The sequence below is a fragment of the Comamonas sp. 7D-2 genome (assembly GCF_022749555.1).
Classification (GTDB): Bacteria; Pseudomonadota; Gammaproteobacteria; order Burkholderiales; family Burkholderiaceae_C; genus Comamonas; species Comamonas thiooxydans.
Genome location: NZ_CP094238.1, coordinates 5,038,024 through 5,053,813, shown reverse-complemented (window position 1 = coordinate 5,053,813; position 15,790 = coordinate 5,038,024). Strand labels below are relative to the sequence as shown.

General features: G+C 60.2%; 22 protein-coding genes. 18 read left to right on the top strand and 4 right to left on the bottom strand.

Annotated elements, in window-relative coordinates; all coding sequences use genetic code 11:
- Window positions 1-13: 13 nt before the first annotated feature.
- The gene (locus tag MPZ60_RS23230; RefSeq protein WP_034355035.1) at window positions 14-1,192 is read right to left on the bottom strand and encodes an esterase-like activity of phytase family protein; all 1,179 of its coding nucleotides are present in this window, start codon (window positions 1,190-1,192) and stop codon (window positions 14-16) included.
- A gap of 100 nt (window positions 1,193-1,292) precedes the next feature.
- Here MPZ60_RS23230 and aqpZ point away from each other — a divergent pair, with 100 nt between their 5' ends.
- Window positions 1,293-1,991, top strand: a complete 699-nt coding sequence (gene aqpZ, locus MPZ60_RS23225) for an aquaporin Z (RefSeq protein WP_003068393.1) — start codon at window positions 1,293-1,295, stop codon at window positions 1,989-1,991.
- Window positions 1,992-2,101: 110 nt separating this feature from the next.
- Here the strand turns inward: aqpZ and glpK are convergent, their stop codons facing one another.
- From glpK to MPZ60_RS23210, 3 genes are read right to left on the bottom strand one after another with little or no spacing between them, the layout of a single operon-like run.
- On the bottom strand, window positions 2,102-3,598 hold the full coding sequence (gene glpK, locus MPZ60_RS23220; protein ID WP_034355032.1) for a glycerol kinase GlpK: 1,497 nt from the start codon (window positions 3,596-3,598) through the stop codon (window positions 2,102-2,104).
- A gap of 14 nt (window positions 3,599-3,612) precedes the next feature.
- The gene (locus tag MPZ60_RS23215) at window positions 3,613-4,095 is read right to left on the bottom strand and encodes a GNAT family N-acetyltransferase (protein WP_034355029.1); all 483 of its coding nucleotides are present in this window, start codon (window positions 4,093-4,095) and stop codon (window positions 3,613-3,615) included.
- Window positions 4,092-4,856: a DeoR/GlpR family DNA-binding transcription regulator gene (locus MPZ60_RS23210; protein WP_003068405.1), complete on the bottom strand. Its 765-nt coding sequence runs from the start codon at window positions 4,854-4,856 to the stop codon at window positions 4,092-4,094. Before MPZ60_RS23210 ends, MPZ60_RS23215 begins: the two co-directional genes overlap by 4 nt.
- Window positions 4,857-5,355: 499 nt before the next feature.
- Here MPZ60_RS23210 and MPZ60_RS23205 point away from each other — a divergent pair, with 499 nt between their 5' ends.
- The 17 genes from MPZ60_RS23205 (at window position 5,356) to rpoA (ending at window position 15,668) form a co-directional block, all read left to right on the top strand.
- On the top strand, window positions 5,356-6,951 hold the full coding sequence (locus tag MPZ60_RS23205; protein ID WP_034355026.1) for a glycerol-3-phosphate dehydrogenase/oxidase: 1,596 nt from the start codon (window positions 5,356-5,358) through the stop codon (window positions 6,949-6,951).
- Window positions 6,952-7,372: 421 nt separating this feature from the next.
- Window positions 7,373-7,741 carry a 50S ribosomal protein L14 gene (gene rplN, locus MPZ60_RS23200; protein WP_003050500.1) on the top strand — a complete coding sequence of 123 codons (369 nt, stop codon included), beginning with the start codon at window positions 7,373-7,375 and terminating at the stop codon, window positions 7,739-7,741.
- Between the two features lie 12 nt (window positions 7,742-7,753).
- The gene (gene rplX, locus MPZ60_RS23195) at window positions 7,754-8,071 is read left to right on the top strand and encodes a 50S ribosomal protein L24 (protein WP_003068411.1); all 318 of its coding nucleotides are present in this window, start codon (window positions 7,754-7,756) and stop codon (window positions 8,069-8,071) included.
- A gap of 10 nt (window positions 8,072-8,081) precedes the next feature.
- A complete protein-coding gene (gene rplE / locus MPZ60_RS23190) occupies window positions 8,082-8,621 on the top strand; it encodes a 50S ribosomal protein L5 (protein ID WP_003050507.1) in 540 nt (179 codons plus the stop codon).
- Between the two features lie 8 nt (window positions 8,622-8,629).
- Window positions 8,630-8,935: a 30S ribosomal protein S14 gene (rpsN, locus tag MPZ60_RS23185; protein ID WP_003050509.1), complete on the top strand. Its 306-nt coding sequence runs from the start codon at window positions 8,630-8,632 to the stop codon at window positions 8,933-8,935.
- Window positions 8,936-8,955: 20 nt separating this feature from the next.
- The gene (gene rpsH / locus MPZ60_RS23180; protein WP_003050510.1) at window positions 8,956-9,351 is read left to right on the top strand and encodes a 30S ribosomal protein S8; all 396 of its coding nucleotides are present in this window, start codon (window positions 8,956-8,958) and stop codon (window positions 9,349-9,351) included.
- A gap of 24 nt (window positions 9,352-9,375) precedes the next feature.
- Complete coding sequence (gene rplF / locus MPZ60_RS23175; RefSeq protein ID WP_003068417.1) at window positions 9,376-9,909, top strand: 50S ribosomal protein L6; 534 nt, start codon at window positions 9,376-9,378, stop codon at window positions 9,907-9,909.
- Between the two features lie 11 nt (window positions 9,910-9,920).
- Window positions 9,921-10,286, top strand: a complete 366-nt coding sequence (gene rplR / locus MPZ60_RS23170) for a 50S ribosomal protein L18 (protein ID WP_003050513.1) — start codon at window positions 9,921-9,923, stop codon at window positions 10,284-10,286.
- A 15-nt stretch (window positions 10,287-10,301) separates the two neighbouring features.
- The gene (rpsE, locus tag MPZ60_RS23165; RefSeq protein ID WP_003050515.1) at window positions 10,302-10,823 is read left to right on the top strand and encodes a 30S ribosomal protein S5; all 522 of its coding nucleotides are present in this window, start codon (window positions 10,302-10,304) and stop codon (window positions 10,821-10,823) included.
- A gap of 14 nt (window positions 10,824-10,837) precedes the next feature.
- Window positions 10,838-11,020, top strand: a complete 183-nt coding sequence (gene rpmD, locus MPZ60_RS23160; RefSeq protein ID WP_003050517.1) for a 50S ribosomal protein L30 — start codon at window positions 10,838-10,840, stop codon at window positions 11,018-11,020.
- Between the two features lie 11 nt (window positions 11,021-11,031).
- Window positions 11,032-11,463: a 50S ribosomal protein L15 gene (gene rplO, locus MPZ60_RS23155; RefSeq protein ID WP_003050519.1), complete on the top strand. Its 432-nt coding sequence runs from the start codon at window positions 11,032-11,034 to the stop codon at window positions 11,461-11,463.
- Between the two features lie 24 nt (window positions 11,464-11,487).
- Window positions 11,488-12,801 (top strand): preprotein translocase subunit SecY, encoded by a 1,314-nt coding sequence (gene secY, locus MPZ60_RS23150; protein ID WP_003050520.1) that lies wholly within the window; start codon window positions 11,488-11,490, stop codon window positions 12,799-12,801.
- 118 nt (window positions 12,802-12,919) lie between these two features.
- Complete coding sequence (gene rpmJ / locus MPZ60_RS23145) at window positions 12,920-13,033, top strand: 50S ribosomal protein L36 (RefSeq protein WP_003050535.1); 114 nt, start codon at window positions 12,920-12,922, stop codon at window positions 13,031-13,033.
- Window positions 13,034-13,055: 22 nt separating this feature from the next.
- Window positions 13,056-13,421, top strand: a complete 366-nt coding sequence (rpsM, locus tag MPZ60_RS23140) for a 30S ribosomal protein S13 (RefSeq protein ID WP_003068424.1) — start codon at window positions 13,056-13,058, stop codon at window positions 13,419-13,421.
- A gap of 17 nt (window positions 13,422-13,438) precedes the next feature.
- Entirely contained in the window at window positions 13,439-13,843 is a 405-nt protein-coding gene (gene rpsK / locus MPZ60_RS23135) for a 30S ribosomal protein S11 (RefSeq protein WP_003050538.1), read from the top strand.
- Window positions 13,844-13,933: 90 nt separating this feature from the next.
- Window positions 13,934-14,557 (top strand): 30S ribosomal protein S4, encoded by a 624-nt coding sequence (gene rpsD, locus MPZ60_RS23130; protein ID WP_003068426.1) that lies wholly within the window; start codon window positions 13,934-13,936, stop codon window positions 14,555-14,557.
- 112 nt (window positions 14,558-14,669) lie between these two features.
- Window positions 14,670-15,668 carry a DNA-directed RNA polymerase subunit alpha gene (gene rpoA / locus MPZ60_RS23125; RefSeq protein ID WP_003050542.1) on the top strand — a complete coding sequence of 333 codons (999 nt, stop codon included), beginning with the start codon at window positions 14,670-14,672 and terminating at the stop codon, window positions 15,666-15,668.
- The last annotated feature ends 122 nt before the right edge of the window (window positions 15,669-15,790 follow it).

The following is a 15,790-nucleotide window of genomic DNA, read 5'->3' as shown; positions in this document are numbered from 1 at the left end:
GTGCAAAGCGGCACTATAAACCTGTGCCGCAGCGGCCGGGCTCCTCACTCAGGGCGACGAACTGGGTGACTTCGGCGGGGTTGAAGTTGTTGTCGCTAACCAGCAGCAGCACGCGTCGGCCATCGGGCAGCTGCGGGCCCCAGCTCATGCCCTCCAGGTTGTCCACGGACCGTAGGCCGGCATTTGCCAGGTCCAGCAGCAATTCCTTGTCTGCAGGGCGGTAGCTGCCCGGCACGAGCCGGGTTTGGCCCAGCGTATCGCTGCTTGCGTCGGCACGGGTGCTGATGCGGTAGATGCGGGCGCCGAAGCGCAGCGGTGGCGCAAAGGAGCGCTCCAGCACCAGCAGATGTTCAGGGCCGTCGGCCAGCACGGCGCTGATGCCGTTGATGGCACCGTGTTGCAGCCACAGGTCGGCAGGCAGGGCATCGGGCAGATAGGCAAGCTGGCGCGCGGGCTGCTGCGTGCCCATGTCATAGGCGGTAATGCGCACCGGGCCGCCCGAGTGCTCAGCTGCGGGCAGGGCCCCGTCTTGTCTGAGCGCTGCCTCCATGGCCAGCCAGAGCGTTCGGCCATCCTGGCTCAGTGCCAGACCTTCGAGCGTGAAGTTGCTGCGCGGCCCTTGGGTCTTGCTGCTCGGCAGGTGCAGCTCGGGCGGCAGCGGCCATTCGCGCAGCCAGTGTCCATCCTTGCCTGATTGCAGCAATTGCGGGCCGAATCCGCGTGAGAAGTCGCCCTCGCTGCTCCACAGCAGGGACTGACCTCCTGGCAGCACGCGCAGGGCTTCCGCGTCGGGTGTCGCGATGCCGGGCACGGGCTGGCGGTGGCTGGGGTAGGGGGCCTGGGCGGGGCTGAGCAGCGGTCGGGCATTTTGCAGCCTGACCTGATGCAGGCCGCTAGCGTCGTATTCGATACGCGCCGTGTAAAAGCGCGCCGGCCCGTGGGCGGAGCGGTCGTCGCTGACCAGGTAGTACAGATTGCTGCCCGCGTCGTAGTCGATCGAGGACAGGCCGCCCACTGGCGTGTCGGCAAACTGCTTGTCGTGCTGCCAGCGGATTTCCCCAAGCAGGGACCAGGGCCGGGCCGCGGATGTGCTGCAGATGCGGTGGGGTGCGAGCGACGCCGTCGTGCAGGCAGCGAGGCTGGCGCAGATCAACGAGAGGCCCCAAAGGCAGAGCTGTCGTGGATTGTTCACATTTGTGCCTTGTACTTTTCGCTGATCGCTTTCTAAGATGCCAGCATTTCTGTGCCGCGCGGGGCTGCACGGACAACGCCATCGGAAATAGGGAGCAATCATGGCATCCAATGTCAAAAAATGGTCGGCGGAGTTTCTGGGTACTTTCTGGCTGACGTTTGGCGGTTGTGGCAGCGCGGTGCTGGCAGCGGCCTTTCCCGAAGTGGGCATCGGCCTGCTGGGCGTGTCCTTTGCCTTCGGCCTGACGGTACTGACGGGCGCTTACGCCTTCGGTCCCGTCTCCGGCGGTCACTTCAATCCAGCGGTCTCCGTCGGTCTGGCAGTTGCGGGGCGTTTTCGCTTTGCCGAGCTGCCCGGTTACATCATTGCCCAGGTGCTGGGTGCCATTGTGGCGGCCGCCGCGCTGTATTTCATTGCCAGTGGCAAGGCTGGCGCCCAGGTGGCCGATCTGGCCACCAACGGCTACGGGGATCACTCGCCGGGCAAGTTCAATATGGCTGCGGCGCTGGTGACCGAAGTGGTGCTGACCGCAGTGTTTCTGCTGGTGATCCTGGGCTCCACCACCAAGAAGGCTGCCGTGGGCTTTGCGGGCATGAGCATCGGCCTGTGCCTGACCTTGATCCACCTGATCTCCATTCCCGTGACCAACACCTCGGTCAACCCCGCCCGCAGCACCGGCCCGGCGCTGTTCGGGCCGGCCATCGCGCTGGAGCAACTGTGGCTGTTCTGGCTGGCTCCTATCGTGGGCGCCATCATCGGCGCCGTGATCCACAAGGCGCTGCTGGGTGACGAAGACTGAGCGTTCAACGCGGCCGCTGTCCAAGCAAAAAGGGATGCCTTGGCATCCCTTTTTTGATGGCTTTTCTGAGGGCTTGAGCGCTTGCCTGGCCAGCGCCCAGTGCAGCGGCTTTACTGCGCCGTGGTCTGACGCACGGCCTGTTCCCAGCGCTGCATCAGCTCGTCGGCGCGGTCCTTGCCCAGCGTGGGCAGGAAGCGGCGCTCGGCCTTCCACAATGCCGACAGCTCCTCGGTGCTCTGATAGACGCCGCTGGACAGGCCGGCCAGATAGGCTGCACCCAGGGCCGTGGTTTCCACGCAGGCCGGGCGCACCACGGGAATGCCCAGCAGATCGGCCTGGAACTGCATCAGCAGATTGTTCACGCAGGCGCCGCCGTCCACGCGCAGCTCGCTGACCGGCGTACCGCCCGTGGCCACGGCGTCGCGGCTCATGGCGCCGAGCAGGGCAGCACTCTGGTAGGCAATGGATTCCAGGGCCGCGCGAGCGATATGGGCCATCGTCGTGCCGCGCGTCAGTCCGGTGATGGTGCCGCGCGCATCGGGCTTCCAGTAGGGGGCGCCCAGGCCGGTAAAAGCGGGCACCAGCATCACGCCGCCGCTGTCGGGCACGCTTTCGGCCAGTTGCTGGACCTGGCCGCTGTGCTCGATGGCCTGCAGGCCGTCGCGCAGCCACTGCACCACGGCACCGCCTACGAAGACGCTGCCTTCCAGCGCAAACTGGGGCTGGCTGCCCGCCTGGGCGGCCGATGTGGTCAGCAGGCCGTTGCTCGAGGTCTGGAAGCTGCTACCCGTATGCATGAGCATGAAGCAGCCCGTGCCATAGGTGTTCTTGGCCATGCCGGCGTCGAAGCAGGCCTGGCCGAACAGCGCACTTTGCTGGTCGCCGGCCACGCCGCCGATCTTGATGGAGCCGCCCAGCACCTCGTCGGCTGTCTGGCCGAAATCGGCGGCCGAGGGCAGGACTTCGGGCATCAGGCTCGCAGGGATGTCGAGCAGGGCCAGAAGATCGGCGTCCCACTGGTTGCTGTGCACATTGAAGAGCATGGTGCGGCTGGCATTGCTCACATCGGTGACATGGCGCTTGCCGCCCGTCAGTTGCCAGATCAGCCAGCAATCCACTGTGCCGAAGGCCAGCTCGCCGGCCTGCGCTGCGGCGCGTGCGCCGGGCACGTTGTCCAGCAGCCACTTGAGCTTGGTACCTGAAAAATAGGCATCGATGCGCAAGCCGGTCTTGCGCAGAATGGTGTCGCTGTGGCCGGCTTCGCGCAGCTGCACGCAGGTGGGTTCGGCGCGGCGGTCCTGCCAGACGATGCCGTGGTGGATGGGCGCGCCGGTCTTGCGGTTCCAGACGATGGTGGTCTCGCGCTGATTGGTAATGCCCACCGAGCGGATATCGCCAGCCTTGAGGCCCGCCTTGGCCAGCGCCTCCTTGGCGGTGCTCAGCTGGGTGCGCCAGATCTCGCGCGGGTCATGCTCCACCCAGCCCGGCTGTGGGTAGATCTGCGGCAGCTCCAGCTGGGCCGACGCCACGATGCGGCCTTGCGTGTCGAAGACGATGGAGCGGGAGCTGGAGGTGCCCTGGTCCAGGGCGAGCAGATAGGTTGTCATGGGTTGTCCGTGATTCAGAGGGGGAGCACAAAGCGCGCCATTTCGGTCTGCTCGCTCCAGCCCTGCCGGGAATAAAAGCCGCGCACATAGGAAGGACGTTCGCGGTTGTTGACCAGCCAGATGCGTATGCAATGGCGCTCGCGCGCAGCCTGTGTGGCCGCGTCCAGCAACTGCTGGCCCAGGCCTGCACCGCGCGCTGCCTCGGCGACAAACAGCTCGCTCACATAGGCTTCCCAGCCTTGCAGCACGGCGACCGGCAGCCAGTGCACGGCGCAGTAGCCGTGAATGCGTTGCTGGCCGTCTTGCGCCACCAGCATCAGAGAGCGCTCCGGCCCGGCCTGCAGCTCGTCCAGCAGCGCCTTCACGGCCTCGGTGTTCTGGGATGTGGAGTGACTTTCGTAGGCCTTGAACCAGCCGATGTCATGCAGCAGCCCGGCAATGCCTGCGGCATCTTCGGGTAGCGCAGGGCGAATCAGATAGGGGGGGGCAGCATTCATTGGGCGATGGTGCATTGCACCTCAGCATCGCGCAACAGGGCATCGAATGGCGCGGAGGGCGCAACGTCGGTGAACAGGCGGTCGATCTGATTCAGTCGTGCCAGCTCCACCATGGCCTGGCGGCTGAACTTGCTGTGGTCGGCTGCCAGCCAGACTTCACGCGACTGGCCGATGATGGTCTGGGCCACCTTGACCTCGCGCAGGTCGAAGTCGCGCAGGCTGCCGTCCGACTCGATGGCCGAGATGCCGATCACGGCAATGTCAACCTTGAACTGCCGCATGAAGTCCACGGCCGCCTCGCCGACAATGCCGCGGTCGCGTGTGCGCACCACGCCGCCGGCGACGATGACCTCGCAATCGGCGTTGCTGCTGAGGATGGCGGCGACATTGAGATTGTTGGTGATGACGCGCAGCCCCTTGTGCTGCAGCAGGGCCTGGGCCACCGCTTCGGTGGTGGTGCCGATATTGAGAATCAGCGAGCAGCCGTTGGGAATGGCTTCGGCAATGGCGCGTGCGATGCGCATCTTGCCTTCGGCGTGCAGCACCTGGCGCTGGGTATGGGCCAGGTTCTCCACGGTGGCGCTGGGCACGCGCACGCCGCCATGAAAGCGCACCAGCAATCCTGCATCGGCCAGCTTCTGTATGTCGCGGCGCACGGTCTGCAGCGTGACCCCGAGGATTTCTGCCAGTTGCTCCACCGAGGTGGACTGGCGGGCGCGGACTTCTTCGACAAGCTGCAACTGGCGGGGATTGCTGTTCATGACTGGTGACTGGTTATATAGGTGCTATTGGTGCATGGACGCGCTGCAGGCGAAGAGCTCTAAAGGGGAGAGCGTCAGCCGCAGCGGCAGTGCAGGGATTGTGAGCGAATCCAAACGAACCTCTAATAGGGTGATTTTCTATGGAATTGCCCGGTAAAAAACAAAAATGAATCCATGCCGAGTCTGAAGTCTGACAGCAAGCTGCGGTTATATGTCATCGTGGCGAGTTGTTGCAGCAGTAACAATTGGCGCTGCAAGAAGAATGCAGTTCATGCATTGAGAGTGTGCAAGCGCGCCGATTGCCGATGTTGCGGCCTGGCCGGGGTGGCGCCGGGCCAGCGGTTTGGGCTCGAATCGCGCTAAAACGAATCGATATTTGGGATTTGCAATGCACTAAAAGCGAAAAAGAGCGAAAATATTCGATCTGAAATTTGTTCTTTGCTGTGCGCGTCTCATCGCTGGATGATGGCGGCGCGGCGATCACCGCAGAAGTCGTTCCATGAACCAGTCCACTCAACCCTTGGCTACAACGCGTGCTCAACTGCTGGAGCGCCTGGCGCAGACCGAAAGCTTCGATCTGGCCATCGTGGGCGGCGGTGCCACGGGGCTGGGTGTGGCGGTGGATGCGGCGGCGCGCGGCTTCAAGGTCGTGCTGCTGGAGTCGCTGGACTTCGCCAAGGGCACTTCCTCGCGTGCCACCAAGCTGGTGCACGGCGGCGTGCGCTATCTGGCGCAGGGCAATATCTCCCTGGTGCGCGAAGCACTGCATGAGCGCACGACCCTGCTGCACAACGCACCGCATCTGGCCCAGCCTCTGGCCTTTGTGATGCCCTCGTACAAGCTGCTGGATACGCCGTTCTACGGCATCGGCCTCAAGATGTATGACGCGCTGGCCGGCAAGGCCGGCCTGGGGGCTACCGAATTCCTCTCCAGCGCCAAGACCGTGAAATACCTGCCGACCGTTCAGCAAAAAGGTCTCAAGGGCGGGGTCAAGTACTGGGATGGCCAGTTTGACGATGCGCGCCTGGCGCTGGCGCTGGCGCGTACCGCAGCGGCCAAGGGCGCTTTGCTGATCAATTACTGCCCGGCAGAAAAGCTGATCTACGAGGGTCAGCAGATTGCCGGCCTGATCTGCCGCGATGCGGAATCGGGCCGCAACTTCACCGTGCGCGCCAAGTGCGTGGTCAATGCCACGGGACCATGGGTGGATCTGTTCCGCCAGCAGGATGCCGAGGCCCAGGGCAAGCCCGTCAAGCCCATGGTGGCGCCCAGCCAGGGCGTGCACGTGGTGGTGGACCGCGAGTTCCTGCCCACGGATCATGCGCTGCTGATCCCCAAGACGGCCGATGGTCGCGTGCTGTTTGCCGTGCCGTGGCTGGGCAAGGTCATTTTGGGAACCACCGACACGCCGCGTCACGATCTGGCGCGCGAACCCCTGCCTTTCCCCGAAGAGCTGGATTTCATTCTCGGCGAGGCCGGCAAGTATCTGAATCGTCAGCCCACGCTGGCCGATGTGCGCAGCATGTGGGTGGGCCTGCGTCCGCTGGTCAAGCCGCAGGACGATGATGGCGAGAACACCAAGAAAATCAGCCGCGAGCACACGGTGATGGCCAGCAAGACCGGCCTGGTGACCGTCACCGGCGGCAAATGGACGACTTACCGAGCCATGTCCGAGGATGTGCTGGCCGAATGCTTCCAGATCGGTCGTCTGCCCAGTCGCCCTGCCGGGGTGACCGTGAACCTGCCCCTGGTTGGTGCGCCGGCGGAGGCCGCAGTCACGCACAGCATGAACCAGAGCCAGGGTCTGCACTCCTACGGAACGGATGCTGCCGCCGTGGCGGCGTTGCCGGGTGCTCAGAACTGGCTGATGGGCGGTCTTTCCGAGGCCATGGTGCGCTTTGCCGCCCGCTTCGAGTACGCGCGCACCGTCGAGGACATGCTGGCGCGCCGCAGCCGCCTGCTTTTTCTCGATGCCCGCAAGGCGGCCGAGATCGCGCCCCGTGTGGCGGCCATCCTGACCGAAGAGCTGGCCCAGGATGTGCAGCTCAACGACTTTCTGGCCCTGACCCGTCAATATCTACCCGCCCAAGGCTGATCTGTGCGGCCGCCCTGCGGGCGTGGCGTGCGGGCAACAGGCTGCGATCCGCAGGCCTCGTGAAAATGTGAGCTTTCAGCGCTTGATGGCTGTTGATTTCGGCTAATTTATTGTTTGAAATCAATGGGCTAATGGCGCGGCATGCTATTGTTTTAGTTGCAAGTGCGAAAGGCCTGTCTGCCGGGCTTTGCGCCAGTGAAATCAGTGCGGGTATTGCAGGCTAAACGCTTGACGCACAAAGGATTTCCTGCGACAATCTCCTGCTTCACGTTTAAAAGCGTGGAACTTTCTGCCCAGCGGGAAGCCCTCCGGAATGGTCCGGAAGGTGGACGACGGGCCCAAGACTGACCGGCTGCTTGATCAGCCCTTGAGAAGACTCTGGGGCTGTCGAGCGTTGCTGGAGCAAGTTGGGAATATTGAAATGATCCAAACAGAATCTCGGTTAGAGGTTGCCGACAACACCGGCGCGAAGTCTGTTCAGTGCATTAAGGTGCTGGGCGGTTCTCATCGTCGCTACGCAAGTGTTGGCGACATCATCAAGGTGAGCGTCAAGGAAGCAGCTCCTCGTGGTCGCGTCAAAAAAGGCGAGATCTACAGTGCTGTGGTGGTGCGCACCGCCAAGGGCATCCGTCGTGCAGACGGTTCGCTCGTGAAGTTCGACGGCAATGCCGCCGTGCTGCTGAACGCCAAGCTGGAGCCTATCGGCACCCGCATCTTTGGCCCCGTGACTCGTGAACTGCGTACCGAAAAGTTCATGAAGATCGTGTCGCTGGCCCCTGAAGTTCTCTAAAGGAATAGCACCATGAACAAGATTCGCAAGGGCGACGAAGTTATCGTGCTGACCGGCCGTGACAAGGGCAAGCGTGGCGTGGTTTCTCTGCGCAAGGATGACTCCCACGTGATCGTGGACGGTGTCAACCTGGTCAAGAAGCACACCAAGCCTAACCCCATGAAGGGCACCACCGGCGGTATCGTGGAAAAGGCCATGCCTATCCACCAATCCAACGTGGCTATCTTCAATGCAGCGACCGGCAAGGCCGATCGCGTGGGCATCAAGGTGAACGCCGACGGCACACGTGTTCGCGTGTTCAAGTCCAATGGCGCTGAAATCGCCGCCTAAGGAGTAACACATGGCACGACTGCAAAAACTCTATCGCGAAAAGATCGCGGCTGAACTGAAAGAAAAGTTCGGCTACACCTCCGCTATGGAAGTGCCCCGTCTGACCAAGATCACTCTGAACATGGGTGTGAGCGAAGCCGTGGCCGACAAGAAGGTGATGGACAACGCCGTGGCTGACCTGACCAAGATTGCTGGTCAGAAGCCTGTGGTGACCAAGGCCAAGAAGGCTATCGCTGGTTTCAAGATCCGCGAAGGCCAAGCTATCGGCTGCATGGTGACCCTGCGTGGCGTTCAGATGTACGAATTCCTGGACCGTTTCGTGACCGTGGCTCTGCCCCGCGTGCGTGACTTCCGTGGTATCTCGGGTCGTTCGTTCGACGGTCGCGGCAACTACAACGTTGGCGTCAAAGAACAAATCATCTTCCCCGAAATCGAGTACGACAAGGTGGACGCTCTGCGTGGTCTGAACATCAGCATCACGACAACAGCGAAGAACGACGAAGAGTGCAAGGCACTGCTCGCCGCTTTCAAATTCCCCTTCAAGAACTGAGGTGGCGCATGGCTAAAGTAGCAATGATTCAGCGCGAACTGAAGCGCGAAAAGCTGGCAGCCAAGTATGCTGCCAAGTATGCAGAACTGAAGGCAATCGCCGGCGACGTGAAGCGTTCCGACGAAGAGCGCGACGCCGCTCGCCTGGGTCTGCAGAAGCTGCCCCGTAACTCGAACCCCACTCGCCAGCGTAACCGTTGCGAGATCACTGGCCGTCCTCGCGGTACCTTCCGCCAATTCGGTCTGGGTCGTGCCAAGGTGCGTGAATTGGCCTTTGCTGGCGACATCCCCGGTGTCACCAAGGCCAGCTGGTAAGCAAGCAGGAGAGATTAAACATGAGCATGAGTGATCCCATCGCTGACTTGCTGACCCGCATCCGCAATGCACAACTGGTCTCCAAGGCCACTGTGTCGGCTCCTTCCTCCAAGGTGAAGGTTGCCATCGCACAAGTGCTGAAGGAAGAAGGCTATATCGACGGCTTCGAAGTGAAGTCCGAAGGTGGCAAGTCCGAACTCGAAATTACCCTGAAGTACTACGCCGGTCGCCCTGTGATCGAGCGTATCGAACGTGTGAGCCGTCCCGGCCTGCGCGTGTACAAGGGTCGTCACGCAATTCCTCAGGTCCAGAACGGCCTGGGTGTGGCCATCGTCACTACTCCCAAGGGCGTGATGACTGATCGCAAAGCACGTGCTGCCGGTATCGGCGGTGAAGTGCTGTGCTATGTGGCCTAACGGACATTAAGGAGAAATACTGAAATGTCTCGCGTAGCAAAAGCTATTGTGACCATCCCCGCAGGTGTGGATGTGTCCATCAACGCTGAAACCATCAAGGTCAAGGGCAAGGGCGGCGATCTGTCGCTGGCTCTGAACGGCCTGGTGACCATCGGCAACAACGACGGCAAGCTGTCCTTTGCTCCCGCCAACGATTCCCGTGAAGCTGACGCTCTGGCCGGTACCATCCGCCAGCTGGTCAACAACATGGTCAAGGGCGTGACTGAAGGCTTCGAGAAGAAGCTGACGCTGATTGGCGTGGGCTACAAGGCCGCTGCACAAGGTTCCAAGCTGAACCTGGCTGTGGGCTTCTCGCACCCCGTCAACTTCGAGATGCCTGCCGGCATCACTGTCGCTACCCCCACTCCGACTGAAATCGTGATCAAGGGTGCTGACCGTCAAGTGGTCGGTCAATTGGCTGCTGAGATCCGTGCCGTTCGTCCTCCCGAGCCTTACAAGGGCAAGGGCATTCGCTATGCGAATGAGAAGGTCGTGATCAAAGAGACCAAGAAGAAGTAAGGAGCTGCATGATGTTGAACAAGAAAGAGCAGCGTCTGCGCCGTGCCCGTCAGACTCGCATCCGCATTGCCCAGCAAGGCGTTGCACGTCTGAGCGTGAACCGCACCAATCTCCATATCTACGCCTCCGTGGTTTCGGAAGACGGCACTACCGTGCTGGCTTCGGCCTCCACTGCAGAAGTCGAAGTGCGTTCGCAACTCGGCGCCGCTGGCAAGGGTGGCAACGTGGCCGCCGCCACGCTGATCGGCAAGCGCATTGCTGAGAAGGCTAAGGCTGCTGGCGTTGAGAAAGTGGCTTTCGACCGCGCCGGTTTTGCATACCACGGCCGCGTGAAGGCTTTGGCAGAAGCCGCTCGCGAAGCGGGCCTGCAGTTCTAAGCGGAGCGGATACAAATGGCTAAATTTTCCCCCAAAGTGCAAGACGAAGGTCGTGACGACGGTCTGCGCGAAAAAATGATCGCGGTCAACCGCGTCACCAAGGTTGTGAAGGGCGGTCGTATTCTCGGCTTCGCTGCACTGACCGTGGTTGGCGACGGTGACGGTCGCGTTGGCATGGGTAAGGGCAAGTCCAAGGAAGTGCCTGCTGCCGTGCAAAAAGCGATGGAAGAATGCCGTCGCAACCTGATGAAGGTTGCACTCAAGAGCGGCACCATTCACCACTCGGTGAAGGGCCATCACGGCGCTGCCAAGGTCGAGCTGCACCCAGCTCCCAAGGGTACCGGCATCATCGCTGGCGGCCCTATGCGCGCTGTTTTTGAAGTGGTGGGTATCACCGACATCGTGGCCAAGAGCCACGGTTCGTCGAACCCCTACAACATGGTTCGCGCAACTTTCGACGCTTTGAAGAACTCCACGACCCCTGCGAACGTGGCAGCAAAGCGCGGCAAGTCGGTCGAAGACATCTTCACCGCCTGATCGGAGTCCAGCACATGACAACACAACAAACTGTCAAGATTCAGCTGGTTCGTAGCCCCATCGGCACCAAAGAGTCGCACCGTGCGACTGTGCGTGGCCTGGGTCTGCGCAAGCTGAACAGCGTCAGCGAACTGCAGGACACTCCTGAAGTGCGCGGCATGATTAACAAGATCGCCTACTTGGTGAAGGTTCTCTGAAAGGATTGATGATGGAACTCAATAGCATCAAGCCTGCAGACGGCGCCAAGCACGCCAAGCGTCGCGTGGGTCGCGGTATCGGTTCTGGTCTGGGTAAGACTGCCGGTCGCGGTCACAAGGGTCAGAAGTCGCGTTCGGGTGGCTACCACAAGGTGGGCTTCGAAGGCGGTCAAATGCCTCTGCAGCGTCGCCTGCCCAAGCGTGGCTTCAAGTCGCATCTGCTGAAGTTCAATGCAGAAGTGACCCTGTCCGAGCTGGATAAGCTCGGCCTGGCCGAAGTCGATCTGGCTGCTCTGAAGCAAGCCGGTCTGGTTGGCTCTATCGCTAAGGTCGTGAAGATCATCAAGAGCGGTGAACTGACTAAGGCTGTCAAGCTCAATGGTATCGGCGCTACCGCCGGTGCCAAGGCTGCCATCGAAGCTGCCGGTGGCAGCATCGCCTGATTAAAGTTCTGAAAGAAGACATCCGTGGCTACTAGCGCAGCTCAAATTGCAAAGACTGGAAAATTCGGCGACCTGCGTCGTCGTCTGGTTTTTCTGTTGCTTGCGCTGGTCGTATACCGCATCGGGGCGCATATCCCCGTTCCGGGCATCGACCCAGCGCAGCTGCAGCAGCTGTTCTCTGGCCAGCAGGGCGGCATTCTCAATCTGTTCAACATGTTCTCGGGTGGAGCGCTCTCGCGCTTCACAGTGTTCGCACTGGGGATCATGCCGTACATCTCGGCATCGATCATCATGCAGCTCATGACCTACGTGGTCCCGACATTCGAGCAGATGAAAAAGGAAGGTGAAGCGGGTCGTCGCAAGATTACCCAGTACACCCGCTATGGCACTCTGGGCCTGGCGCTGTTTCAGTCCTTGGGAATTGCTGTTGCCCTGGAAAGCTCCGCAGGCTTGGTTCTGAACCCTGGTTTTGGCTTCCGCATGACTGCGGTGGTCAGTCTCACGGCCGGTACCCTGTTCCTGATGTGGCTCGGTGAACAGATCACTGAACGTGGTCTGGGCAACGGTATCTCGATACTGATCTTTGGCGGTATCGCCGCAGGCCTGCCGAGCTCCATCGGCGGTCTGCTGGAACTGGTGCGCACCGGTGCCATGAGCATTCTGGCGGCAATCTTCATTGTTCTCGTTGTGGCAGCCGTGACGTATTTCGTCGTGTATGTCGAACGAGGTCAACGCAAGATCTTGGTGAATTACGCACGCCGACAAGTCGGCAACAAGGTGTACGGTGGTCAGTCTTCGCACTTGCCACTGAAGCTGAACATGGCAGGTGTGATTCCTCCCATCTTCGCTTCGTCGATCATCTTGCTGCCCGCTACGGTGGTGAATTGGTTCAGTGCAGGAGAATCCATGCGCTGGCTGAAGGATATTGCGAGCACGTTGACCCCTGGTCAGCCAATCTATGTCATCCTTTATGCTGCCGCGATCATTTTCTTCTGCTTCTTCTATACGGCCCTGGTTTTCAACAGCCGGGAAACTGCCGACAACCTGAAGAAGAGTGGCGCTTTCATCCCCGGGATTCGTCCTGGCGAACAGACAGCCCGCTACATTGACAAGATTCTGGTTCGCCTGACCCTGGCTGGCGCGATCTACATTACCTTCGTGTGCTTGTTGCCCGAATTCCTGATCCTGAAGTACAACGTTCCGTTCTACTTCGGTGGTACATCGTTGCTGATCATTGTGGTCGTGACAATGGACTTCATGGCGCAAGTGCAGAACTACGTGATGTCGCAGCAATACGAGTCGCTCCTGAAAAAAGCGAACTTTAAGGCTGGTATTTGATGACAAGGCTGCCCAAGGGGGCAGCCTGCCAAAAGTTAGTAGACGCCCATCGATCTATCGCGGGCATTGTTTCCCGGTCGATAGGCCGATAGTGGATGGAAAGTTTTAGGAGAAAAGAATGAGAGTTTCGGCTTCGGTCAAGAAAATCTGCCGTAACTGCAAGATCATCCGCCGCAAAGGTGTTGTGCGCGTGATCTGCACTGACCAGCGCCACAAGCAGCGCCAAGGTTGATTGAAAGCATTAGAGGACTAATATGGCACGTATTGCTGGCATTAACATCCCGCCGCACAAGCATGCTGAAATCGGCCTGACTGCCATCTATGGCATCGGTCGCACTACAGCTCGCAAGATCTGCGAAGCATGCGGTATCGAGTATTCCAAGAAGGTCAAGGACCTGACGGACGCTGATCTGGAAAAGATCCGTGACTTCCTGAATCCCATGACTCTGGAAGGTGATCTGCGTCGCGAAACCACGATGAACATCAAGCGCTTGATGGACATCGGTTGCTACCGCGGTTTCCGTCATCGTCGCGGCCTGCCCATGCGCGGTCAACGTACCCGCACAAACGCCCGTACTCGCAAGGGTCCGCGCAAGGGTGCTGCGGCTCTGAAGAAATAAGAGATTGAAAGATCATTATGGCTAAGTCTCCCGCAAACAACGCAGCTGCTCGCGTTCGCAAGAAGGTCCGTAAGAATATTTCTGACGGCATCGCGCACGTGCACGCTTCGTTCAACAACACGATCATCACCATCACCGACCGTCAAGGCAACGCTCTGTCGTGGGCTTCGTCGGGTGGCCAGGGCTTCAAGGGTTCGCGTAAGTCGACTCCCTTTGCTGCTCAGGTTGCTTCGGAAGTGGCCGGTCGTGCTGCTATCGAACAGGGCATCAAGAACCTGGAAGTCGAAATCAAGGGTCCCGGTCCTGGCCGTGAATCCTCGGTTCGCGCCCTGGGTGCTCTGGGTATCCGTATCACTTCCATCTCGGACGTGACTCCGGTTCCCCACAACGGCTGCCGCCCTCAAAAGCGTCGTCGTATCTAACTTTTTTATCAAGCCCACCGCCGCCCAGGTGCATTTGCATCGCGGGCGGCTCCCGTGTTTGCGCACGGTAGATGACACAAAGGAAATCAAGTGGCACGCTATATTGGCCCTAAGGCAAAACTCTCCCGCCGCGAAGGCACCGATCTGTTCCTGAAGAGCGCACGTCGCTCCATCGCAGACAAGGCAAAGTTCGACACCAAGCCTGGTCAGCATGGCCGCACTTCCGGTCAGCGCACTTCCGACTACGGTCTGCAACTGCGCGAAAAGCAGAAGGTCAAGCGCATGTACGGCGTGCTGGAGAAGCAATTCCGCCGCTACTTCGAAGCTGCTGACCGCAAGCGTGGCAACACTGGTGCCAACCTGCTGTCGCTGCTGGAATCGCGTCTGGACAACGTCGTGTACCGCATGGGCTTCGGCTCCACTCGCGCTGAAGCACGTCAGCTGGTGTCGCACAAGGCTATCACTGTGAACGGCCAGTCCGTGAACATTCCTTCTTTCTCCGTGAAGGAAGGCGACGTGGTTGCCCTGCGTGAAAAGTCCAAGAAGCAAGCTCGCGTGGTCGAGGCTCTGCAACTGGCTGCTCAAGTGGGCTTCCCCGCATGGGTTGAAGTGTCTGCTGACAAGGCAGAAGGTACTTTCAAGAAGTCTCCTGACCGCGATGAATTCGCAGCTGACATCAACGAATCCCTGATCGTTGAGTTGTACTCGCGTTAATCTTTAGCAGCGACATTTCTGTAAACCGTCCCCACGGCGCGAGGCATCGCGCCGTGGGTGCTTCACCAGCCTTACCGGTGTAACGAGCCGAGGGTATTGAGAGGAAGTCTGCATGCAAACGAATTTGCTGAAGCCCAAGACAATCAATGTCGAGCAACTTGGTCACAACCGTGCCAAGGTTGTTCTGGAGCCGTTTGAGCGTGGCTACGGTCATACGCTGGGCAATGCCCTGCGCCGTGTTCTGCTCTCCTCCATGGTGGGTTACGCAGCGACGGAAGTGACGATTGCTGGGGTGCTGCATGAGTACTCCTCCATCGACGGTGTCCAGGAAGATGTGACCAACATCCTGCTGAACCTCAAGGGTGTGGTGTTCAAGCTGCACAATCGTGACGAAGTCACCCTGAGCCTGCGCAAGGATGGCGAAGGTGTTGTCACTGCCCGTGACATTCAGACCCCCCACGACGTAGAAATCGTCAACCCTGATCATGTGATCGCCCATCTGTCGCAAGGCGGCAAGCTGGACATGCAGATCAAGGTGGAAAAGGGCCGCGGCTATGTGCCCGGCAACGTGCGCCGCTACGGTGACGAATCGACCAAGTCGATCGGCCGTATCGTGCTCGACGCTTCGTTCTCGCCCGTCAAGCGCGTGAGCTACGCTGTCGAATCCGCACGTGTGGAACAGCGTACCGATCTGGACAAGCTGGTTCTGGAAATCGAAACCAACGGTGCCATCACCGCTGAAGACGCAGTGCGTGCATCCGCCAAGATCCTGGTGGAGCAGCTGGCAGTGTTTGCCCAGCTCGACGGTGGCGATATCGCCAGCGTGTTCGACGCTCCTGCCGGTGGCCGCGGCGCTGCCACGTCGTTCGATCCCATCCTGCTGCGTCCTGTGGACGAGCTCGAGCTCACCGTGCGTTCTGCCAACTGCCTCAAGGCAGAGAACATCTACTACATCGGTGACCTCATCCAGCGTACCGAAAACGAGCTGCTCAAGACTCCCAACCTGGGTCGCAAGTCGCTCAACGAGATCAAGGAAGTTCTGGCTTCCCGCGGTCTGACTCTGGGCATGAAGCTTGAAAACTGGCCACCCGCTGGCCTGGAAAAGCGTTAATTGCTACAATAGAAGACTTTGCTGGAGTTGATCCGGCAAAGTCCAAGTGCCTCGGGCAGTACCTGATACGGCTGCCTGATTTAATTTAGAAAAGATCTCCGGATAAAAACGGGGAGCAAAGG

Bases quoted from the DNA above. Each gene is read 5' to 3' on its own strand.
- rplO (WP_003050519.1), top strand. From the start codon at position 11,032: ATGGAACTCAATAGCATCAAGCCTGCAGACGGCGCCAAGCACGCCAAG.
- MPZ60_RS23205 (WP_034355026.1), top strand. From the start codon at position 5,356: ATGAACCAGTCCACTCAACCCTTGGCTACAACGCGTGCTCAACTGCTG.
- rpsH (WP_003050510.1), top strand. From the start codon at position 8,956: ATGAGCATGAGTGATCCCATCGCTGACTTGCTGACCCGCATCCGCAAT.
- rpsM (WP_003068424.1), top strand. From the start codon at position 13,056: ATGGCACGTATTGCTGGCATTAACATCCCGCCGCACAAGCATGCTGAA.
- rpmJ (WP_003050535.1), top strand. From the start codon at position 12,920: ATGAGAGTTTCGGCTTCGGTCAAGAAAATCTGCCGTAACTGCAAGATC.
- rpsE (WP_003050515.1), top strand. From the start codon at position 10,302: ATGGCTAAATTTTCCCCCAAAGTGCAAGACGAAGGTCGTGACGACGGT.
- MPZ60_RS23215 (WP_034355029.1), bottom strand. From the start codon at position 4,095: ATGAATGCTGCCCCCCCCTATCTGATTCGCCCTGCGCTACCCGAAGAT.
- rplN (WP_003050500.1), top strand. From the start codon at position 7,373: ATGATCCAAACAGAATCTCGGTTAGAGGTTGCCGACAACACCGGCGCG.
- rpmD (WP_003050517.1), top strand. From the start codon at position 10,838: ATGACAACACAACAAACTGTCAAGATTCAGCTGGTTCGTAGCCCCATC.
- MPZ60_RS23210 (WP_003068405.1), bottom strand. From the start codon at position 4,856: ATGAACAGCAATCCCCGCCAGTTGCAGCTTGTCGAAGAAGTCCGCGCC.
- rplE (WP_003050507.1), top strand. From the start codon at position 8,082: ATGGCACGACTGCAAAAACTCTATCGCGAAAAGATCGCGGCTGAACTG.
- aqpZ (WP_003068393.1), top strand. From the start codon at position 1,293: ATGGCATCCAATGTCAAAAAATGGTCGGCGGAGTTTCTGGGTACTTTC.
- rplF (WP_003068417.1), top strand. From the start codon at position 9,376: ATGTCTCGCGTAGCAAAAGCTATTGTGACCATCCCCGCAGGTGTGGAT.
- rpsK (WP_003050538.1), top strand. From the start codon at position 13,439: ATGGCTAAGTCTCCCGCAAACAACGCAGCTGCTCGCGTTCGCAAGAAG.
- rplR (WP_003050513.1), top strand. From the start codon at position 9,921: ATGTTGAACAAGAAAGAGCAGCGTCTGCGCCGTGCCCGTCAGACTCGC.
- glpK (WP_034355032.1), bottom strand. From the start codon at position 3,598: ATGACAACCTATCTGCTCGCCCTGGACCAGGGCACCTCCAGCTCCCGC.
- rpsN (WP_003050509.1), top strand. From the start codon at position 8,630: ATGGCTAAAGTAGCAATGATTCAGCGCGAACTGAAGCGCGAAAAGCTG.
- rpoA (WP_003050542.1), top strand. From the start codon at position 14,670: ATGCAAACGAATTTGCTGAAGCCCAAGACAATCAATGTCGAGCAACTT.
- rplX (WP_003068411.1), top strand. From the start codon at position 7,754: ATGAACAAGATTCGCAAGGGCGACGAAGTTATCGTGCTGACCGGCCGT.